Below are 15,886 nucleotides of genomic sequence, written 5' to 3'. Positions count from 1 at the left end.
GGCATGAAAAAAAATAAGATAGTGGACATTGCAATGAGATGGCTGTTTACAGTCTGCGGATTTCTTTCGATCATATTTGTAATAGTTATCACTGCATTTCTTGTAAGTTCAGGAGTGCCTGCCATCGGAGAGATCGGTATTAGGGAATTTCTGTTCGGTACAACATGGGCATCGACCGCTAAAAATCCCGAATACGGTATCCTGCCATTTATATTATCATCGGTATACGGAACATTCGGGGCAATACTGATCGGCGTTCCCTTTGGCGTATTGTGTGCAGTGTTCCTTGCAAAATCGTCAAGCAGAAAAGCTTCGTCTGTATTTTCTTCGGTCATTGAGCTGATGTCGGGTATACCTTCGGTCGTTTACGGACTTGTAGGAATGATCGTGATCGTACCTAACGTAAGAGAATTATTTGGTCTTCCGGACGGCGCAAATCTTTTTTCAGCGATCATCGTGCTTGCGATCATGATACTGCCCTCGGTCATCTCCATATCGCAGACGGCGATACAAGCAGTTCCGCATGAATATGAAGAAGCATCTCTTGCACTTGGTGCTACAAAGATCGAAACGATCTTCAAAGTGACGCTGCCAGCAGCAAAAAGCGGTATCCTCGCATCTATTGTACTTGGCATCGGCAGAGCATTGGGTGAAGCAATGGCGGTCATGATGGTTGCAGGAAATGTTGCGAATATGCCGTCGCTGTTCAAAAGCGTGCGTTTCCTTACAACAGCAGTCGCAAGTGAAATGTCGTATTCTTCGGGGTTACAGCGTCAGGCACTGTTCTCAATCGCACTTGTTCTGTTCATATTCATTCTGCTGATAAATATCATACTGAACTATGTGGTCAAGAGGGAAAGGAAGTGAGGTCATGCGTGAAAAAATATCTGCAAAGCGAAGGATCATAAATGCTATCCTGAATTCGCTTGTATTTTCTGCTGCTCTCATCATTTTCGTTCTCGTTATCCTTATGGCGGGCTACATACTGTTTAGAGGGCTTCCTCATATCACAGGAGAATTTCTCACAACAAAGCCAAATATGATAAGAGAAACAGTCGGCATATTGCCAAATATCCTTAATACGATTTATATCATCATCATAACAATTATGATCGTTCTTCCGCTTGGTGTAGGCGGCGCTGTCTATTTACAGGAATACGCTTCCAACAAGAAAGCTGTGAAAGTCATTGAGCTTGCAACAGAAACGCTTGCAGGCATACCGTCTATCATCTACGGACTCGTAGGTATGCTGATCTTTGTGCAGTTCTTCACATTGGGTACGAGCCTGATCGCAGGTGCGCTGACGCTTGTTATCATGACATTACCGACCGTGATACGCACAACACAGGAAAGTCTGAAAACCGTACCTCAGAGCTACAGAGAAGGTGCATTTGCTCTCGGTGCGGGAAAATGGTATACGATACGTACCGTTGTCCTTCCTTCGGCGGTTGACGGTATCATAACAGGCTGTATACTTGCGATCGGAAGGATCACAGGCGAAAGCGCAGCATTGCTGTTCACGGCAGGAATGGCAAATGAATTGCTGTCACCGCTCGATGCGGTACAGTCCGATAACGCAGGCTCAACGCTTACGGTTTCATTGTATATGTATGCAAAGGAACGAGGAGATTTTGAAACAGCTTTTGCTGTTGCGGCAGTCCTGCTGTTTATTTCCGTAATCATAAATGTATCCGTAAAAATAGCAAAGAATAAATTTAAGAGAGGAGAGGAAAAATGAGCAATGACGGAATAAAACTTGAAGCTCATGACCTGAACCTTTGGTATGGTGAAAACCATGCGCTGAAAGGTATCAATATATCCCTGCCCGATAAGATGATTACCGCATTGATTGGACCTTCAGGGTGCGGTAAATCCACATTTCTTCGTTCCCTCAACCGAATGAACGATCTTGTGGAAGGCTGCCGTATCGAAGGTGTGATAACGCTGGGCGGTACGGATATTTACAAGGATATGGACGTTAGTATCCTTCGCAAGCGGGTGGGAATGGTTTTTCAGAAGCCCAATCCTTTTCCGATGAGTATTTATGATAATATCGCTTACGGTCCGAGGATACACGGAATAAAGTCCAGAGTCAGGCTTGATGAGATAGTAGAAGATTCACTGAAAAAAGCTGCTCTTTGGGAGGAATGTAAGGACAGGCTCAAAAAATCGGCGCTTGGTATGAGTGGCGGGCAGCAGCAGAGACTTTGTATTGCGAGAGCCCTTGCAGTTGAACCGGATATCCTTCTTATGGACGAACCCACATCGGCACTTGACCCCATTTCCACATCAAGGATAGAAGATCTTGCGGTCGAACTCAGAAAAAAATACACGATCATCATGGTCACACATAATATGCAGCAAGCAGCAAGAATATCCGATAAGACAGCCTTTTTCCTTATGGGTGAGATTGTGGAATTCAATGAGACCGATAGAGTGTTTTCAAGTCCCGATGATAAAAGGACAGAGGATTACATTTCAGGAAGGTTTGGTTAATATGCGTGAAAAATTTGAAACAGAGCTTGTAAAGCTGAATAATGCTCTTGTAGAAATGGGCGCTTTATGTGAAGATGCCATAAGCTGTGCTGTCAAGTATCTTCTGGACAGAGATGAACAGATGAAAGAAAACTCGGTCATGGCAGAGAAGCTGATAGACAATAAGGAACGTGAAATTGAATCCATGTGTATGAGATTGCTCATTCATCAGCAGCCTGTCGCTACGGATTTCCGTATGGTAACATCAGCGCTGAAAATGATAACCGATTTGGAGCGTATCGGAGATCAGGCATCTGATATTGTTGAGATCGCCGATTATGTAACAGCAGATATGACATTCAGGACAGATATAAAAGAAATGGCAGAGAATACGGTAAGAATGGTGACAAACAGCATTGATTCATTTGTGAAGAAGGATATTTCAATTGCAGATTCGGTCATCAGGATGGACGACACCGTTGACGCTCTTTTCGATAAAGTGAAATCTGAGATCATGAGTATCGTCAGTGCCGAAAGCAATAACGCCGAATGTCTTCTCGATCTTCTCATGATCGCAAAGTATTTTGAAAGGATAGGCGATCATTCCGAGAATATAGCCAAATGGGTGATCTTTGCGGTAACAGGAAAGCATAATGAACGATACTGATGAGGCTAAAAAGATGGATAAAATATATATAGTAGAAGATGATGACAATATAAGAAAGCTTGTCTGCTATGCCCTAAAAAAAGAAGGCTACTCTGTTAAGGATTTCTCACGTCCGAGTGAATTCCGCAAGGCTTTACCAACTGAACAGCCCGATCTTATTCTTTTAGACATCATGCTGCCCGAGGAAGACGGTCTGTCAATTCTGAAAAGTTTGCGGAAAACAAATGAAATGCTCCCCATAATCATGCTGACTGCGAAAGACAGTGAGTATGACAAAGTCACTGGACTTGATATGGGAGCAGATGATTACATTTCAAAACCGTTCGGTATGACTGAACTTATATCAAGAATTAAAGCTGTACTGAGAAGAACCCGACAAATGAATTCTCAAGACAAAGAAGAATTCAATATAGGCTGTTTATCGGTCAACATAAAAAAACATACTGTTTTTGTTGACGGCAGTGAGGTCACGCTTTCCTTCAAGGAGTTTTCCATACTTTCCATTCTGTTAAGTGCCAATGGAAATGTAGTCAGCCGTGAAGAATTATTTGCAAAGGTATGGCAGGATTACTACGGTGAATCCAGAACTCTTGATGTGCATATCCGAAATCTCAGGGCAAAGCTCGGAGAGGCGGGACAGTATATCCAGACCGTAAAAAATGTTGGATATAAAATTGGGGGGTGACAATATTGGTTAAAAAGATATTTCGCTCAAATATTCTAACTGCCATGATAGTATTACTGACCTGTCTTATTATTATATTAGGGATATTACAGGAAGTGTTTACCGCACAGCTTGAGAAACAATTGAAGATGGAGGCATCTTTTGTTGCTGCTGCGGTAGAAAAAGAAGGAATAGGTTATTTTGAAAAACTAACAAAGGACAACGATCGTGTTTCATTGATATCAGCCGACGGAACAGTACTTGCAGATACTCAGGCTGACATAAATGAACTTGAAAATCATGCTGACAGAGAGGAAATAAAAGAAGCAGCCGAATCAGGAACCGGACACAGCGTAAGATATTCTGCTACCATGACCGAAAAAACCGTTTATTACGCTCAGAAGCTTGAAAACGGTGATATTATCAGAGTGTCAACCGAACAATATACGCTTTTAACCATACTGCTGTTAATGAGTCAACCGATAGCTATATTGATAATTGTTACAGTAGTCCTGTCATTAGTGCTGGCGTTAAGAGTTTCAAAAAGAATTGTTGATCCGATAAACAAACTTGATCTTGATAATCCACAGGACAACGATACCTACGAAGAATTGACTCCACTTCTGAGGAGAATATCATATCAGAAAAAAACTATCGAGCAACAGTTGAAAGAAACTCAGCAGAAACAGGAAGAGTTCAGAATCATTACAGATAATATGAGCGAAGGCTTTATAGTTATCAACGAGCAGCTAAAAATACTGACATATAATCAGTCTGCACTCAAACTTCTCGGTGCTGAAGTTGAAACACCCGATAATATATTGAAATTAAGCCGAAGCGAAGTCTTTCGGGAAGCAATCCACAAATCTCTTGAAGGTGAACATTCTCAGGCTGAAATGGCATCCGGAGATCGTTGTTACAGTATTATTTCAAATCCTGTATATGATGCTGACGGCAATATTATTGGTGCAATAATCATCATAATTGATATTACTGAAATCAGCAAACGTGAGCAGTTAAGGCGTGAATTCACATCAAATGTCTCACATGAGCTAAAGACTCCATTGACATCTATTTCGGGATTTGCAGAGATTATGAGATCAGGCGGAACGGACGAAGCAACTGTTATAGATTTCAGTAATTCTATATATGATGAAGCACAGAGACTTATCACGCTTGTTTCTGATATTATAAAAATATCGGAACTTGATGAAGGTACGATATCATATGAAAAAGAAGAAGTTGATCTGTATACATTATCTCTTGAGATAGCAGCAAGGCTGTCCGCACAGGCACATGAGAAGAAGGTGCATTTTGCTGTAAACGGGGAAAAAGCTGAAATAATGGGCGTAAGAAAGATCCTTGATGAGATCATATTTAATCTCTGTGACAATGCAATCAAGTATAATAAGGAAAACGGAGAGGTCACTGTTTCAGTTATAAACAATGAAAAAAGCGTGATCGTTTCTGTTACGGATACGGGTATAGGAATACCGGCTCAGCAGCAGGACAGAGTATTTGAAAGGTTCTACCGTGTAGATAAGGCAAGGTCAAAATCTATTGGCGGAACGGGACTTGGATTATCCATCGTAAAGCACGGTGCTATGTATCATAAAGCACAGATCACACTTGAAAGCAAAGAAAACATCGGAACTAAGATTACGGTATGTTTCCCAAAATAAAGAAAACTCCGCAGTTTTTCATATACTGCGGAGTTTTTGCTTATTTACTTTTCTGCCAGCCTGTATTTCTGCCCATAAGCCGTATAGCTTTCAATAAACTGCGGTGTTCTTTCAGCTTTTAGAGCGGTCATATACTCATGGCTGAGGAGCTTTGCCTGTCCGAGCTCGATAATGGCGACAGCAATATTCGAGCAGTGGTCTGATACTCTCTCGCAGTTGATGAGCAGATCGGAGAGGTACACACCCAGCTCAGGACTGCATTCGCCTGTACGAAGTCTGGAGATATGCTTGTCACGTATCGTAGCTGTCAGGTCGTCGATGACTTCCTCCAACGGTTCAACGGTCATAGCGATACCGGTATCCTGCTCGGAAAAAGCCTTGACGGTGATCTCGGATATTTCGGTCAGAGCAGCAAATAGTGTGGCGAAATCGGCTCTCGCACTATCGGAGAAGCTCTGATTGTTCTGATTCATCTCAGCACCGATCTCTATCATATTGATAGCGTGGTCGCTGATGCGCTCAAAATCGCTGATACTATGAAGCAGTTCTGTGACAGTACGGCTGTCCTCGTCTGTCAGGCTGTGCGAAGAAAGTTCCAGAAGGAAGTCGGAAAGCTGATCTTCCATGACATCGAGTTTTTGCTCTTTCTCTTCTACGCTCAGAACGCCTTTCTGCGTATATGTAAACATCGCCGACAATGCTTCATGCAGTGCTTCCTTTGCGATAACTGCCATTTCCTTGGTTCGCTCTCTGCACTGAGAAGCCGCAAGCGGCGGGTTGGCAAGCAGACGCTTGTCGAGAAGCACTTCTGCTTCTTTTTCTTTGGAGTCAGGTATCAGCTTTCGGGCGAGCTTTACAAGCTGATTTGAGAACGGCAGGAGCATCACTGTCGTCAAAATATTGAATATGGAGTGTACCGCTGCGATCTCCACAGCGCCTATTGGCTTATCCACGAAGCTGAAATGGAACAGTCCATTCGCACCATAAAATAATGTCAGGCAAACGATGGTACCGATAATATTGAAGGACATATGTACTGCGGTCACTCTTTTGGCGTTCTTATTTACTCCGATCGAGGAGAGCAGTGCAGTCACACAGGTTCCGATATTCTGTCCCATAATGATCGGGATAGCCATACGGTAGGATATCGCACCTGTCATAGCGAGTGCCTGTAAAATACCGACTGATGCCGCAGATGACTGGATGATTCCTGTGAACAATGCTCCGAACAGGACGCTGAGTATCGGGTTCTTGAATGCGATCAGCATATCGGAGAAGCCTTCGGTCTCAGCAAGCGGAGAAACCGCTTCTTTCATAAGCTGCATTCCATACATCAGCACTGCAAATCCGACCATGATCGTGCCTATGTCCTGTCTTTTCTTTTTCTTGCTCATCATCAGCATTGCGATACCGATCAAAGCAACGATAGGCGCAAAGTTTTCGGGCTTCAGCATTGAAATGGCGACGTTATCACTTTTAATTCCTGCGGTACTGAGCAGCCATGCTGTCAGCGTAGTGCCGATATTTGAACCCATGATAACGCCGACTGTCTGTTCAAGCTGCATAATGCCCGAGTTGACAAGTCCCACAAGCATTACCGTCAGAGCAGATGATGACTGTACGGCGATGGTGATGCCTGCACCGAGTGCCAGACTCTTAACAGGATTTGAAGTCATCTTTTTCAGAGTGCTTTCAAGTTTGCCGCCTGCGACTTTTTCAAGGCTTTTTGACATAATGTGCATTCCGAAAAGAAAGAACGCAAGTCCTCCGCACAAAGTACATATTGAAAAAATATCCATAATTCTCTCCTATCTGAAATTTATACTTATCGTTGTTCCCACATTAACTGAGCTTTTCACATCTATCTGTGCCCCGTGGCGGTCTGCGATGTGCTTTACGATTGACAGTCCAAGCCCTGTTCCCCCTTTTGCTCGACTGCGGCTCTTGTCAACACGGTAGAAACGCTCGAAAATACGGGGAATACTTTCTTTCGGCATACCTATCCCCGTATCGGCTATGATAAACCTGTTATCCTCTATCGTAATGTCGATATTGCCGTTTTCACGATTGTACTTGATCGCATTGTCAATGAGATTATAGATCAGCTCGGTCAGCTCTGTGTGATTGCCCTTTATTGGTTTGGAAGTCCCGTGTATAGAGATACGAACGTCTTTCTTTTCAGCCTGCCCTGTGAGCCTTTCTTTGCATTCCTTAGCAACAGCGGCTATATCCACAACATCATCAAGGAAAGCCGAAGCAATCGTATCGAGCTCTGACAAGCGCAGTATATCACCGATCAGTGTTTGCAGTCTTGCAGTTTCTGTTCTGATATTTCCTGCAAACTTCCTGCAATCCTCCCCCTGAGCCAAACCTGTTTCGATTAGTTCTGCATAGCCCGAAATAGAGGTCAGCGGTGTTTTTAACTCATGAGATACATTTGCCGTGAATTCCTGCCGCATAAGCTCCTGTGAACTTCGCACGGTTTTTATCTCCTCTGCAAGAGGAATGATCTCGCTGTAGATCCCCATTTCTTCGGGCGACTTATTCTTTTCAAGCATTTCGGGTATGCGTTTGAGCGGTGCGATCAGCTTGTCCGTCAGCTTTACGGAAACGAACATAGAAACAGCTATGATGCAGACCGTTACAATGAGTATGATAAGTATAGAGCGTTCAAACAGCCTGAATATCGAACCGGAACGAATAGATACACGCAAGATATTGCCGTCATCAAGCTTTTCAGCATAGTAATAATCCTCTGTACCGATCGTGTCCGAATAGCGTGTATCACTGCCCGTTCCGTTTTCTATCGCTTGAACTATCTCAGGACGATCAAGATGATTGCTCATATTTTCCGCATCGGCATCACTTTCGTACAAGACTGTACCGTCTTTTTTAATAAGCGTGATGCGGAAGTCCTCCTGAGCGAAGCGTTCAAGCTCATCGGGAGAGCTTATCTTATCATAGCACTGAGCCACGATATTGCATTCATGTGTCAGATTATCTTTGACCTCTCTATGAAAGAAGCCGTAGCAAACAAAAGTAGTTATCACGATACCTATAATAGCTGTGATTATCCCCATATAAAACAAGCTGAATTGTATTTTTCTTTCCATATCACTCGTCCTTATCCAGCTTATAGCCAACATTGCGCACTGTCACGATATATCGGCCGCATTCACCAAGCTTTGCCCTGAGAGTACGGATATGCACATCAAGGGTGCGTCCGGTGCTGTCCCGCCCCCATATTTTATCAAGAATGATATCTCGTTTAAGAACGATTTTAGGATTATACATAAATAATTTCAGCAGTTCAAATTCTTTATAGGTCAATTCTATTTGTTCTCCGTTTACAGTAACTTCTCTTGTTTTTTCAGAGATAGTTATTCCCATATATTTAAGATGATCTTTCTGCTCAAATACTCCTCGCAGCCTCGCCTTGACACGGCTGACCATTTCCATGACTCCGAAAGGCTTGCACATATAGTCGTCAGCCCCGAGGTCAAGTCCTTTCACTCGATCAAGCTCGGTATCTTTAGCGGAAATGATGATAACAGGTATATTTTTATGTTCAGCATTATCTCGCAGTTTTTTTAATATGGTGAGCCCGTCATCACCGGGCAGCATTATATCCAACAGTATCAGGTCGGGTAGACTGATTTCCAGAGCCTTGTAGAACTCCACTGAATTTTCAAAACTCATCACTTCAAAATCATTCTTCTCGAGGGCATAGCTTTCAAGCTCCCTGATGCTTTCTTCGTCTTCAACTATATATATCAGCATTTGATCACACTCCTACAAAATAAGTATATCATGGATATGTAAATTTGAATAGTATCAGTATGTAAAATTCAGGTAAAATAATAAAAGCAAGTTACCGTCACTGATAACTTGCTTTGTAGTGATTATTCTTTCTCGTCGCTGCACTCGTTAAGTCCGTGCAATAGCTGAATGTAAACGCACTCTGCACGTTCATGCTCCTCGCCTTCCGTGGACATCATAAGTTCAAGGAAATACGCCTTAGCTTCCTCATAGTCCGTCCAGACCTCACGTTTGCCGTTGCAGACGGTCGTGACCTTGCGTGTTCTCAGCATCGCCGGTTCAGGGATTTTCAACATAACAGCACCTCCGAAAATGTATTGTAGCTATATTATACTCCGCTACATTTCCAGAGTCCAGCATATTGGGATAATTGTAATCATTCCACATAGATGGACTCTGAAATAATTCATATTTAAAAAGGCTAAAGCGTTAATATTAAAAATGCAGAAAATTAACATACAATTTATGTACAAGTGATTTCAGACTTAACATAAAAAGCGTTATACTTAATATGCTGAAAGGCAAAGAAAGATGAAAGGAAAATGTTAAAAATGAAAACACCCAAAATTGTATGTACTGCGATTCTCACAGCAACTGTGGCTATGGGAATCATGACAGGCTGTTCTGAAAAGGAAGTTGATAGCAGAATGTCAAGCAATGAAGTTTCCGCACAAAGCACAAACGCTCCGGCAACTAATGCGCCGACTCCGACATCCGGTTTAGATGCTACCGATCCACTGTCAAATGAAGTTAAGACACCAAAGTATGTGTTTCTTTTTATTGGAGACGGTATGAGTTATCCACAGTTTCAGGCAGCTTCTGACTATCTGGGGGCGTGTGCCGACTCTGATTATGAACAGGCAGAGCCAAGCGTTGACTATGATAAACGAAACGGCGCGGTTCTTGACGGTCCTAAAAAGCTGAACTTCATGAATTTTGAAACAGAGGGTTCTGCGATTACGTTTGACTCATGTAGTTTTGCTCCGGATTCAGCTTCAACTGCCACATCCATTGCAACCGGTAATAAAACGTATTCCGGTATGATAAATGTTGATATAAGCGGTACAGAAAAGTTTGAAACGATTGCTGAAAAACTGCATAATCAGAAGAACTGGAAAATCGGAATTATTTCCTCCGTTAATCTTAATCACGCAACTCCTGCTGCTTTCTATGCACATCAGGCAAGCAGAAATAATTACTATGAGATCGGACAGGAACTTGTAAATTCCGGCTTTGAATATTTTGCCGGAGGCGGATTGAAAAAAACAAACGGTTCTGACAATGATAAGGAGAATCTATATGACCTTGCAGAAAAGGCAGGCTACAAGGTGACATATACACAGGCAGACGCTCAGAAAATCACTGCTGCTGATGAAAAGGTTATTTTAATCGACGAACATCTTGCGGATTCCGAGGCTATGGGTTATGAGATTGACCGTTCCCCAAGCGAGTGGGGGCTTTCAGATTATGTGTCAAAGGGAATTGACGTTCTGAACAATGACGAAGGATTCTTTATGATGTGCGAGGGTGGAAAAATTGACTGGGCGTGTCATGCAAATGATGCTGGTTCATCTGTAAATGATACTCTTGCGTTTGCAGATGCCGTTCAGGTAGCAATTGATTTTGCCTCAGAACATCCTGATGAAACACTAATCCTTGTCACTGGCGACCACGAAACAGGCGGTCTTTCAATCGGATTTGCAGGAACGGATTATAATACATATCTTACAAATTTAAGCAGTCAGAAAATATCATTCACGCAGTTTGACGAGCAGTACATTGCTAAATATAAGGAGAATAACACTTCCTTTGAGGACGCTATGAAAGACGTTGAAGAACTTTTCGGGCTGAAACTTTCCGGCGATGAAAACGACAGATTAACTCTTACAGACTATGAAGTAAAACGTCTGAAGGACGCATATGAACTCTCCATGACAGAATATGATTCAGAAAAATATTCTCAGGAACAGTATGTGCTTTACGGAACGTACAATCCGTTCAGTGTGACAATTACACATATTCTGAACAATAAATCCGGCATTGACTTTACAAGCTACTCGCACACGGGGCTGCCTGTAGGTGTTTTTGCAGATGGTGTTGGTTCAGAAAATTTTGACGGCTACTATGACAACACAGACATTTATCATAAAATGGCGGATTTGCTTGACGTAAAATAAAATTTTTAATGTTCATTGGTTTCCTTAAATATGTATGAAACGGAGAGCTTCTGGCTCTCCGTTTCAATTGGAGTGTAGATATGAAAAAAATAAATTTTTCGTGGAAGAATAATGCGCCTGTCGTTTTTTCTGTATTGCTGATTATCGTACTTATGTTGATTCCCACAGGATATGAGGGAAAGCTCACCTATCAGAATGCGGACAGAGTTAAGGCAGAAGTCATTTCTGCTGACAACAGCGATATTACAGATAACGGTTTGATAAGAACAGGCGAACAGCGGTGCGAAGTAAAAATTCTTGAAGGAAAATTCAAGGGTGAAATTGCATCCGCTGTCAACAGGCTGAATGGTTCATTGGCACAGGATAAAATTTTTTCGCAGGGAGATACAGCGTTCATTGTTATAAGCTACAGTAATGACAAGATCACGGCAGTTACTATGACAGATCACTACAGACTTGATAAGGAAGCAGTTCTTGCCGGAATGTTTCTTCTGCTTCTCATACTGTTTGCAGGAAAAACAGGACTTCGTGCTATAATCTCTTTTATTGCAACGGTACTGCTTATGTGGAAAGTTCTTGTACCATGTATGCTGAAAGGCTGGAATCCGATATGGCTGTCAATAGGAATAGTATTGCTTATGACAACGATCATACTCAGTCTGATATATGGGTTTAACAAACGCTGCCTTGCTTCTGTATCGGGAGCTTTTCTCGGTATTGCAGTTACCGCTGTGCTTGGAATTGTTTTTACAGATATGTTCAAGATTCACGGCGCTGTTATGGAGTCCAGTGAAAGCTTATTGTATGCAGGCTATCAGCATCTTGATCTGACAAGTATTTTTATGGCGTCTATTTTCTTAGGTTCATCGGGTGCAGTTATGGATCTATCTGTTGATATTTGTTCCGCTGTGTATGAAATCGTGCAGAAGAAACCTGAAATTTCAGCGTGGGAGGCTATCCGTTCAGGATTCTCTGTCGGACGTGCTGCCTGTGGTTCGACAACGACAACGCTCCTGCTTGCTTATTCCGGAAGCTATATCGCACTGCTTATGGTATTCATGGCGCAGGGTACGCCTATAGAATTTATACTGAATTACAAATATGTAGCTGCGGAGATCGTTCATACAATTGTAGGTTCGTTCGGACTTGTTACTGTCGCGCCATTGACAGCGATCACCAGCGGATTTCTTTTGACAAGGAAAGATAAATGGACTTATAAGAATGGGAGCATTATGTGAGGAAGCGATTGCTTATGAAGTGAAATATCTTGTAGAGCATGATCCCGAAATGAAAGAAAATGCCATTGACGCTGAAAAACAAATCGACCGCAATGAACGTGATATTGAATCTCACTGCATGAAACTGCTGATACATCAGCAGCCTGTGGCAACGGATTTTCGTGTCATCACTTCCGCACTGAAAATGATTTCTGATATGGAGCGTATCGGCGATCAAGCGAAGGATATTGCAGAAATTGCGGAATATGTGCATCTTTCAGATTCAAGTGCAAGAGTACATATTACAAACATGGCAGAAATATGGTAAACAACAGTATTGATTCATATGTGAAGAAGGATATTAAAGCGGATATAGCCAACGACGTAAATAGCTGCAATCTAGTGTTGAGAATTGACGAGTATTTGTCAGGAGAAGCAAAAGACAAGGACAATGAGTTCATACAATTCAAAAAGTTCTTCCAAAGAATTTATAAAGGAACAGGTTGCCTATATACCGATTGGGTTAGTTTAATAAATGATAACAATAAAAGATTTGCCAAAGCAAGTCCAACTATCAATAATGTATACATTTACGGTCATTCGTTGGATGTAACTGACGCTGATATATTTAGAAGACTTATATTATTAGACAACACAATAACTACGATTTTCTATCATAGTAAAGAATCAATAGGTAGTCAGATTGCCAATTTAGTAAAGGTAATCGGAGAAGATGAATTGATTAAACGTACTGATGGAAGTAACCGCAGTATCATATTTAAGCAATCTTCATCAGAAAAATTATAAACACAATAGTGAACGATGCCTTTAGTTATATCTGGAGGCATCTTTTTTATTTTTGATAAAAGAACAAATTTTCGATTTTCTATTGACAATCGAACAAACGTGTGCTAAAATAGCATTAACCAAACAAGAACGTTCATTCTATACATACGTAGTAAGCCTTCCGCCAGAAAGGAAAACGCATGAAGAGAGTGAATGGACATCATAGGCAAAACGATACGAGCGTTCTTGAGTTGGATACGCCGATACAGAACTATAAGGAGGCATATGGTCAGGAAGCATACGAACAGGCGACATCGTTTTATGAGTCTGAGGAATGGAAGAAGGTCGAGCGAGACCAGCTGAATTCTGACAGGCGATATTATGAGAACAGAAAGGCTTGCAGTCTTGAAGAATACAACGAGTGGGAAAGTGCGGAAGCGAGAAAGCAACGTTTTCAGGACACACCTTCTGTTGTACTCAGCGCTGAAAAGAAAGTCACAAACGGATTTGATGATCTATTTGATGATCCGGTTCTCAGGGAAGCGATGGAAGTTCTAACAGAGAAGCAGTACAGCGCTCTCTACTGCTCCTTCAAGAGTAGACTTGATACATATGAGATCGCAGAAAGAATGGGTACAACTGTGAGAGCAGTGCAGGATCTGCGCCGACGAGCATTGGACAAGCTTCGTGATGAATATATCTCGCTCTATGAAGAAGCTAAAGCCTTCGGTTATCCGGGATTAGTCAGCTACAACTATAAACGGATATTGGCATTGTTTGAAAAGTGTAAGATCATCTTTATGCAAAAAGAATCGCCTGAGACCGCTATCCCCAATGGTTCTTCCAATAAAGATCCGGCGGCGTAAACATTTCCCCACAGTGTTGCTGTGGGGATTTTTCTTTACTGGTAAAAATTACTAATCGAATATATGTTTTTTATTTTGTCGCTTGTGCATCTATACAAAGATTTGCTTCCCAATCGTTACAATCTTCGTTTTTTTCGTTTCCCATCGGTATATATATGGAGGCAATTTTCATCAACGCTCTGCTGAGACATTCGGCAGGGCGTTTTTTTAGTGCAAATATGTATGCTGCTATTAGGCAGGCAGCAAACAACAGGAGGTGACGAATCGCCCGACACAGCCCACACAAATAGTTCGCACGAGCAGTTGCCCGTAACGAAAAAAGCTGTTGGCTGTGTCGGGGATCTTATGAGAAAGGAGGAATGCTATGAGTAATGTGTTACAAACGAAAACCGCAGAAGAAATACTGTCAACGGTGTTCAAGCCGAAGGAGTTCATCATTGACGGACTTCTTACGCAGGGACTGTACGTCCTTGCAGGTGCACAGAAGGTAGGCAAGTCATGGCTGGCAATGGATATCTGCCTCAGCATTGCAACAGGAGTTCCTATATTCGGACGTGATACTATTCAGGGAACTGCTTTGTATCTTTGTCTCGAGGATAACTATCAGCGACTACAGCGCAGATTGTTTAAGATGAATGCCGAACCGATTGAAAATCTTCACTTCGCAGTTGCCGCTGATAAAATCGGTGCAGGTCTTGAAGAACAGATAGAAAACTTCAAGAAGGAACATGATGACTTGAAAATAGTTGTTGTCGATGTAATGCAAATGGTGCGCAGCAATGTTGAGTCAAGTTATGGTGCTGACTACGCAGAACTGATCGCGCTCAAACAGCTTGCATATCACTTGAACATCTGCATACTGCTGATACATCATATGCGAAAAGCTAAGGACGATAATCCGTTCAATATGATGACAGGCAGTACAGGTATCGGCGGTGCAACTGACGGCAACTTTGCGCTCAAGGAAACAAAGTGCGGCTCAGGAAAAGCGATCATGTATTGTCAGGGGCGTGACATTGAATACACTGAACTGCGAATGCATTTCGACACCGATGTCATGCGCTGGATAGTTGAGAACGAACCTGCGGCGCAAAAGAGTCGCGACAATATTGTTCTCTCTGCTGTTTATCTTTTCATCAAGGAGCGAATTCACTTTGAAGGTACTGCAACTGAGTTAGTTGCTGAACTCAAATCAGTTACCGATGAAGTCATTTATCCGAACAGAGTTACAAGAGACTTAGTCCAGAATGGATACGAGCTCAGCAAGTACGGAATTGATTTCAAGTACGAAAGAGTTCACAAAGGTCGCGTTATTATTCTTCACTACAACGGCAAGCGTGACAGTAGTGACGGTAGAAATGTTACTGTCACGCCGGCACTGCCTGACAGCTCACAAACGTCTATATAGCTTCATCTGCGGGGCGTGTCAGTAGGTTTCCGTGTCGGTAGTTTTACTGTCACGGTAGCGTTACTGTCACGCACAAAAATGCCCATTTTTGCCGCAGCAGTCCAAATCGGGTAGTTATCCCACCC

The 15,886-nt window shown here is 42.4% G+C and carries 16 protein-coding genes; 12 read left to right on the top strand and 4 right to left on the bottom strand.

The genetic code is table 11. The features are described from left to right. Positions 1 to 3 precede the first annotated feature (3 nt). Genes pstC through DSZ37_RS08985 form a run of 6 tightly spaced genes read left to right on the top strand, consistent with a single transcriptional unit; the run spans position 4 to position 5,488 of the window. The gene (pstC, locus tag DSZ37_RS09010) at positions 4 to 867 is read left to right on the top strand and encodes a phosphate ABC transporter permease subunit PstC (protein ID WP_109726571.1); all 864 of its coding nucleotides are present in this window, start codon (positions 4 to 6) and stop codon (positions 865 to 867) included. A gap of 4 nt (positions 868 to 871) precedes the next feature. After that, entirely contained in the window at positions 872 to 1,738 is an 867-nt protein-coding gene (gene pstA / locus DSZ37_RS09005; protein ID WP_109726570.1) for a phosphate ABC transporter permease PstA, read from the top strand. Then, positions 1,735 to 2,496 carry a phosphate ABC transporter ATP-binding protein PstB gene (gene pstB / locus DSZ37_RS09000; RefSeq protein ID WP_109726569.1) on the top strand — a complete coding sequence of 254 codons (762 nt, stop codon included), beginning with the start codon at positions 1,735 to 1,737 and terminating at the stop codon, positions 2,494 to 2,496. Before pstA ends, pstB begins: the two co-directional genes overlap by 4 nt. Before the next feature lies 1 nt (position 2,497). Then, a complete protein-coding gene (gene phoU, locus DSZ37_RS08995; protein WP_109726568.1) occupies positions 2,498 to 3,142 on the top strand; it encodes a phosphate signaling complex protein PhoU in 645 nt (214 codons plus the stop codon). Further along, positions 3,129 to 3,827 carry a response regulator transcription factor gene (locus DSZ37_RS08990; RefSeq protein WP_109726567.1) on the top strand — a complete coding sequence of 233 codons (699 nt, stop codon included), beginning with the start codon at positions 3,129 to 3,131 and terminating at the stop codon, positions 3,825 to 3,827. The genes phoU and DSZ37_RS08990 overlap by 14 nt, the downstream gene beginning before the upstream one ends. Then, complete coding sequence (locus tag DSZ37_RS08985; protein ID WP_242978604.1) at positions 3,824 to 5,488, top strand: sensor histidine kinase; 1,665 nt, start codon at positions 3,824 to 3,826, stop codon at positions 5,486 to 5,488. Before DSZ37_RS08990 ends, DSZ37_RS08985 begins: the two co-directional genes overlap by 4 nt. Positions 5,489 to 5,532: 44 nt before the next feature. Here the strand turns inward: DSZ37_RS08985 and DSZ37_RS08980 are convergent, their stop codons facing one another. From DSZ37_RS08980 to DSZ37_RS08965, 4 genes are all read right to left on the bottom strand, one after another. Continuing rightward, positions 5,533 to 7,287: a Na/Pi cotransporter family protein gene (locus DSZ37_RS08980; RefSeq protein WP_109726565.1), complete on the bottom strand. Its 1,755-nt coding sequence runs from the start codon at positions 7,285 to 7,287 to the stop codon at positions 5,533 to 5,535. Positions 7,288 to 7,296: 9 nt separating this feature from the next. Continuing rightward, positions 7,297 to 8,601: a sensor histidine kinase gene (locus DSZ37_RS08975; RefSeq protein ID WP_109726564.1), complete on the bottom strand. Its 1,305-nt coding sequence runs from the start codon at positions 8,599 to 8,601 to the stop codon at positions 7,297 to 7,299. 1 nt (position 8,602) lies between these two features. Next, positions 8,603 to 9,268: a response regulator transcription factor gene (locus tag DSZ37_RS08970; RefSeq protein ID WP_181380285.1), complete on the bottom strand. Its 666-nt coding sequence runs from the start codon at positions 9,266 to 9,268 to the stop codon at positions 8,603 to 8,605. Between the two features lie 122 nt (positions 9,269 to 9,390). Next, positions 9,391 to 9,603, bottom strand: a complete 213-nt coding sequence (locus DSZ37_RS08965) for a hypothetical protein (protein WP_109726563.1) — start codon at positions 9,601 to 9,603, stop codon at positions 9,391 to 9,393. A 255-nt stretch (positions 9,604 to 9,858) separates the two neighbouring features. Between DSZ37_RS08965 and DSZ37_RS08960 the strand changes: the two genes are divergently transcribed. From DSZ37_RS08960 to DSZ37_RS08935, 6 genes are all read left to right on the top strand, one after another. Continuing rightward, positions 9,859 to 11,484 (top strand): alkaline phosphatase, encoded by a 1,626-nt coding sequence (locus DSZ37_RS08960; RefSeq protein ID WP_242978603.1) that lies wholly within the window; start codon positions 9,859 to 9,861, stop codon positions 11,482 to 11,484. A gap of 80 nt (positions 11,485 to 11,564) precedes the next feature. Next, positions 11,565 to 12,722 carry a YibE/F family protein gene (locus DSZ37_RS08955; protein ID WP_109726562.1) on the top strand — a complete coding sequence of 386 codons (1,158 nt, stop codon included), beginning with the start codon at positions 11,565 to 11,567 and terminating at the stop codon, positions 12,720 to 12,722. Next, positions 12,706 to 13,029: a phosphate signaling complex PhoU family protein gene (locus DSZ37_RS08950; RefSeq protein WP_109726561.1), complete on the top strand. Its 324-nt coding sequence runs from the start codon at positions 12,706 to 12,708 to the stop codon at positions 13,027 to 13,029. The genes DSZ37_RS08955 and DSZ37_RS08950 overlap by 17 nt, the downstream gene beginning before the upstream one ends. Beyond that, positions 13,023 to 13,508: an AbiH family protein gene (locus tag DSZ37_RS08945; RefSeq protein WP_109726560.1), complete on the top strand. Its 486-nt coding sequence runs from the start codon at positions 13,023 to 13,025 to the stop codon at positions 13,506 to 13,508. Before DSZ37_RS08950 ends, DSZ37_RS08945 begins: the two co-directional genes overlap by 7 nt. A 179-nt stretch (positions 13,509 to 13,687) precedes the next feature. Continuing rightward, a complete protein-coding gene (locus tag DSZ37_RS08940) occupies positions 13,688 to 14,353 on the top strand; it encodes a sigma factor-like helix-turn-helix DNA-binding protein (protein ID WP_109726559.1) in 666 nt (221 codons plus the stop codon). Between the two features lie 364 nt (positions 14,354 to 14,717). Next, positions 14,718 to 15,761 (top strand): AAA family ATPase, encoded by a 1,044-nt coding sequence (locus tag DSZ37_RS08935; protein WP_109726558.1) that lies wholly within the window; start codon positions 14,718 to 14,720, stop codon positions 15,759 to 15,761. Positions 15,762 to 15,886 lie beyond the last annotated feature (125 nt).

It is taken from the genome of Ruminococcus flavefaciens (assembly GCF_900116855.1).
GTDB classification, from domain to species: Bacteria; Bacillota; Clostridia; order Oscillospirales; family Ruminococcaceae; genus Ruminococcus; species Ruminococcus flavefaciens_R.
This window is presented reverse-complemented; position numbering and strand designations above follow the sequence as displayed.

Coding starts and splice junctions, on each gene's coding strand:
- pstC (WP_109726571.1), top strand. CDS start 4: ATGAAAAAAAATAAGATAGTGGACATTGCAATGAGATGGCTGTTTACA.
- pstA (WP_109726570.1), top strand. CDS start 872: ATGCGTGAAAAAATATCTGCAAAGCGAAGGATCATAAATGCTATCCTG.
- pstB (WP_109726569.1), top strand. CDS start 1,735: ATGAGCAATGACGGAATAAAACTTGAAGCTCATGACCTGAACCTTTGG.
- phoU (WP_109726568.1), top strand. CDS start 2,498: ATGCGTGAAAAATTTGAAACAGAGCTTGTAAAGCTGAATAATGCTCTT.
- DSZ37_RS08990 (WP_109726567.1), top strand. CDS start 3,129: ATGAACGATACTGATGAGGCTAAAAAGATGGATAAAATATATATAGTA.
- DSZ37_RS08980 (WP_109726565.1), bottom strand. CDS start 7,287: ATGGATATTTTTTCAATATGTACTTTGTGCGGAGGACTTGCGTTCTTT.
- DSZ37_RS08975 (WP_109726564.1), bottom strand. CDS start 8,601: ATGGAAAGAAAAATACAATTCAGCTTGTTTTATATGGGGATAATCACA.
- DSZ37_RS08970 (WP_181380285.1), bottom strand. CDS start 9,268: ATGCTGATATATATAGTTGAAGACGAAGAAAGCATCAGGGAGCTTGAA.
- DSZ37_RS08965 (WP_109726563.1), bottom strand. CDS start 9,603: ATGTTGAAAATCCCTGAACCGGCGATGCTGAGAACACGCAAGGTCACG.
- DSZ37_RS08960 (WP_242978603.1), top strand. CDS start 9,859: ATGAAAACACCCAAAATTGTATGTACTGCGATTCTCACAGCAACTGTG.
- DSZ37_RS08955 (WP_109726562.1), top strand. CDS start 11,565: ATGAAAAAAATAAATTTTTCGTGGAAGAATAATGCGCCTGTCGTTTTT.
- DSZ37_RS08950 (WP_109726561.1), top strand. CDS start 12,706: ATGGGAGCATTATGTGAGGAAGCGATTGCTTATGAAGTGAAATATCTT.
- DSZ37_RS08945 (WP_109726560.1), top strand. CDS start 13,023: ATGGTAAACAACAGTATTGATTCATATGTGAAGAAGGATATTAAAGCG.
- DSZ37_RS08940 (WP_109726559.1), top strand. CDS start 13,688: ATGAAGAGAGTGAATGGACATCATAGGCAAAACGATACGAGCGTTCTT.
- DSZ37_RS08935 (WP_109726558.1), top strand. CDS start 14,718: ATGAGTAATGTGTTACAAACGAAAACCGCAGAAGAAATACTGTCAACG.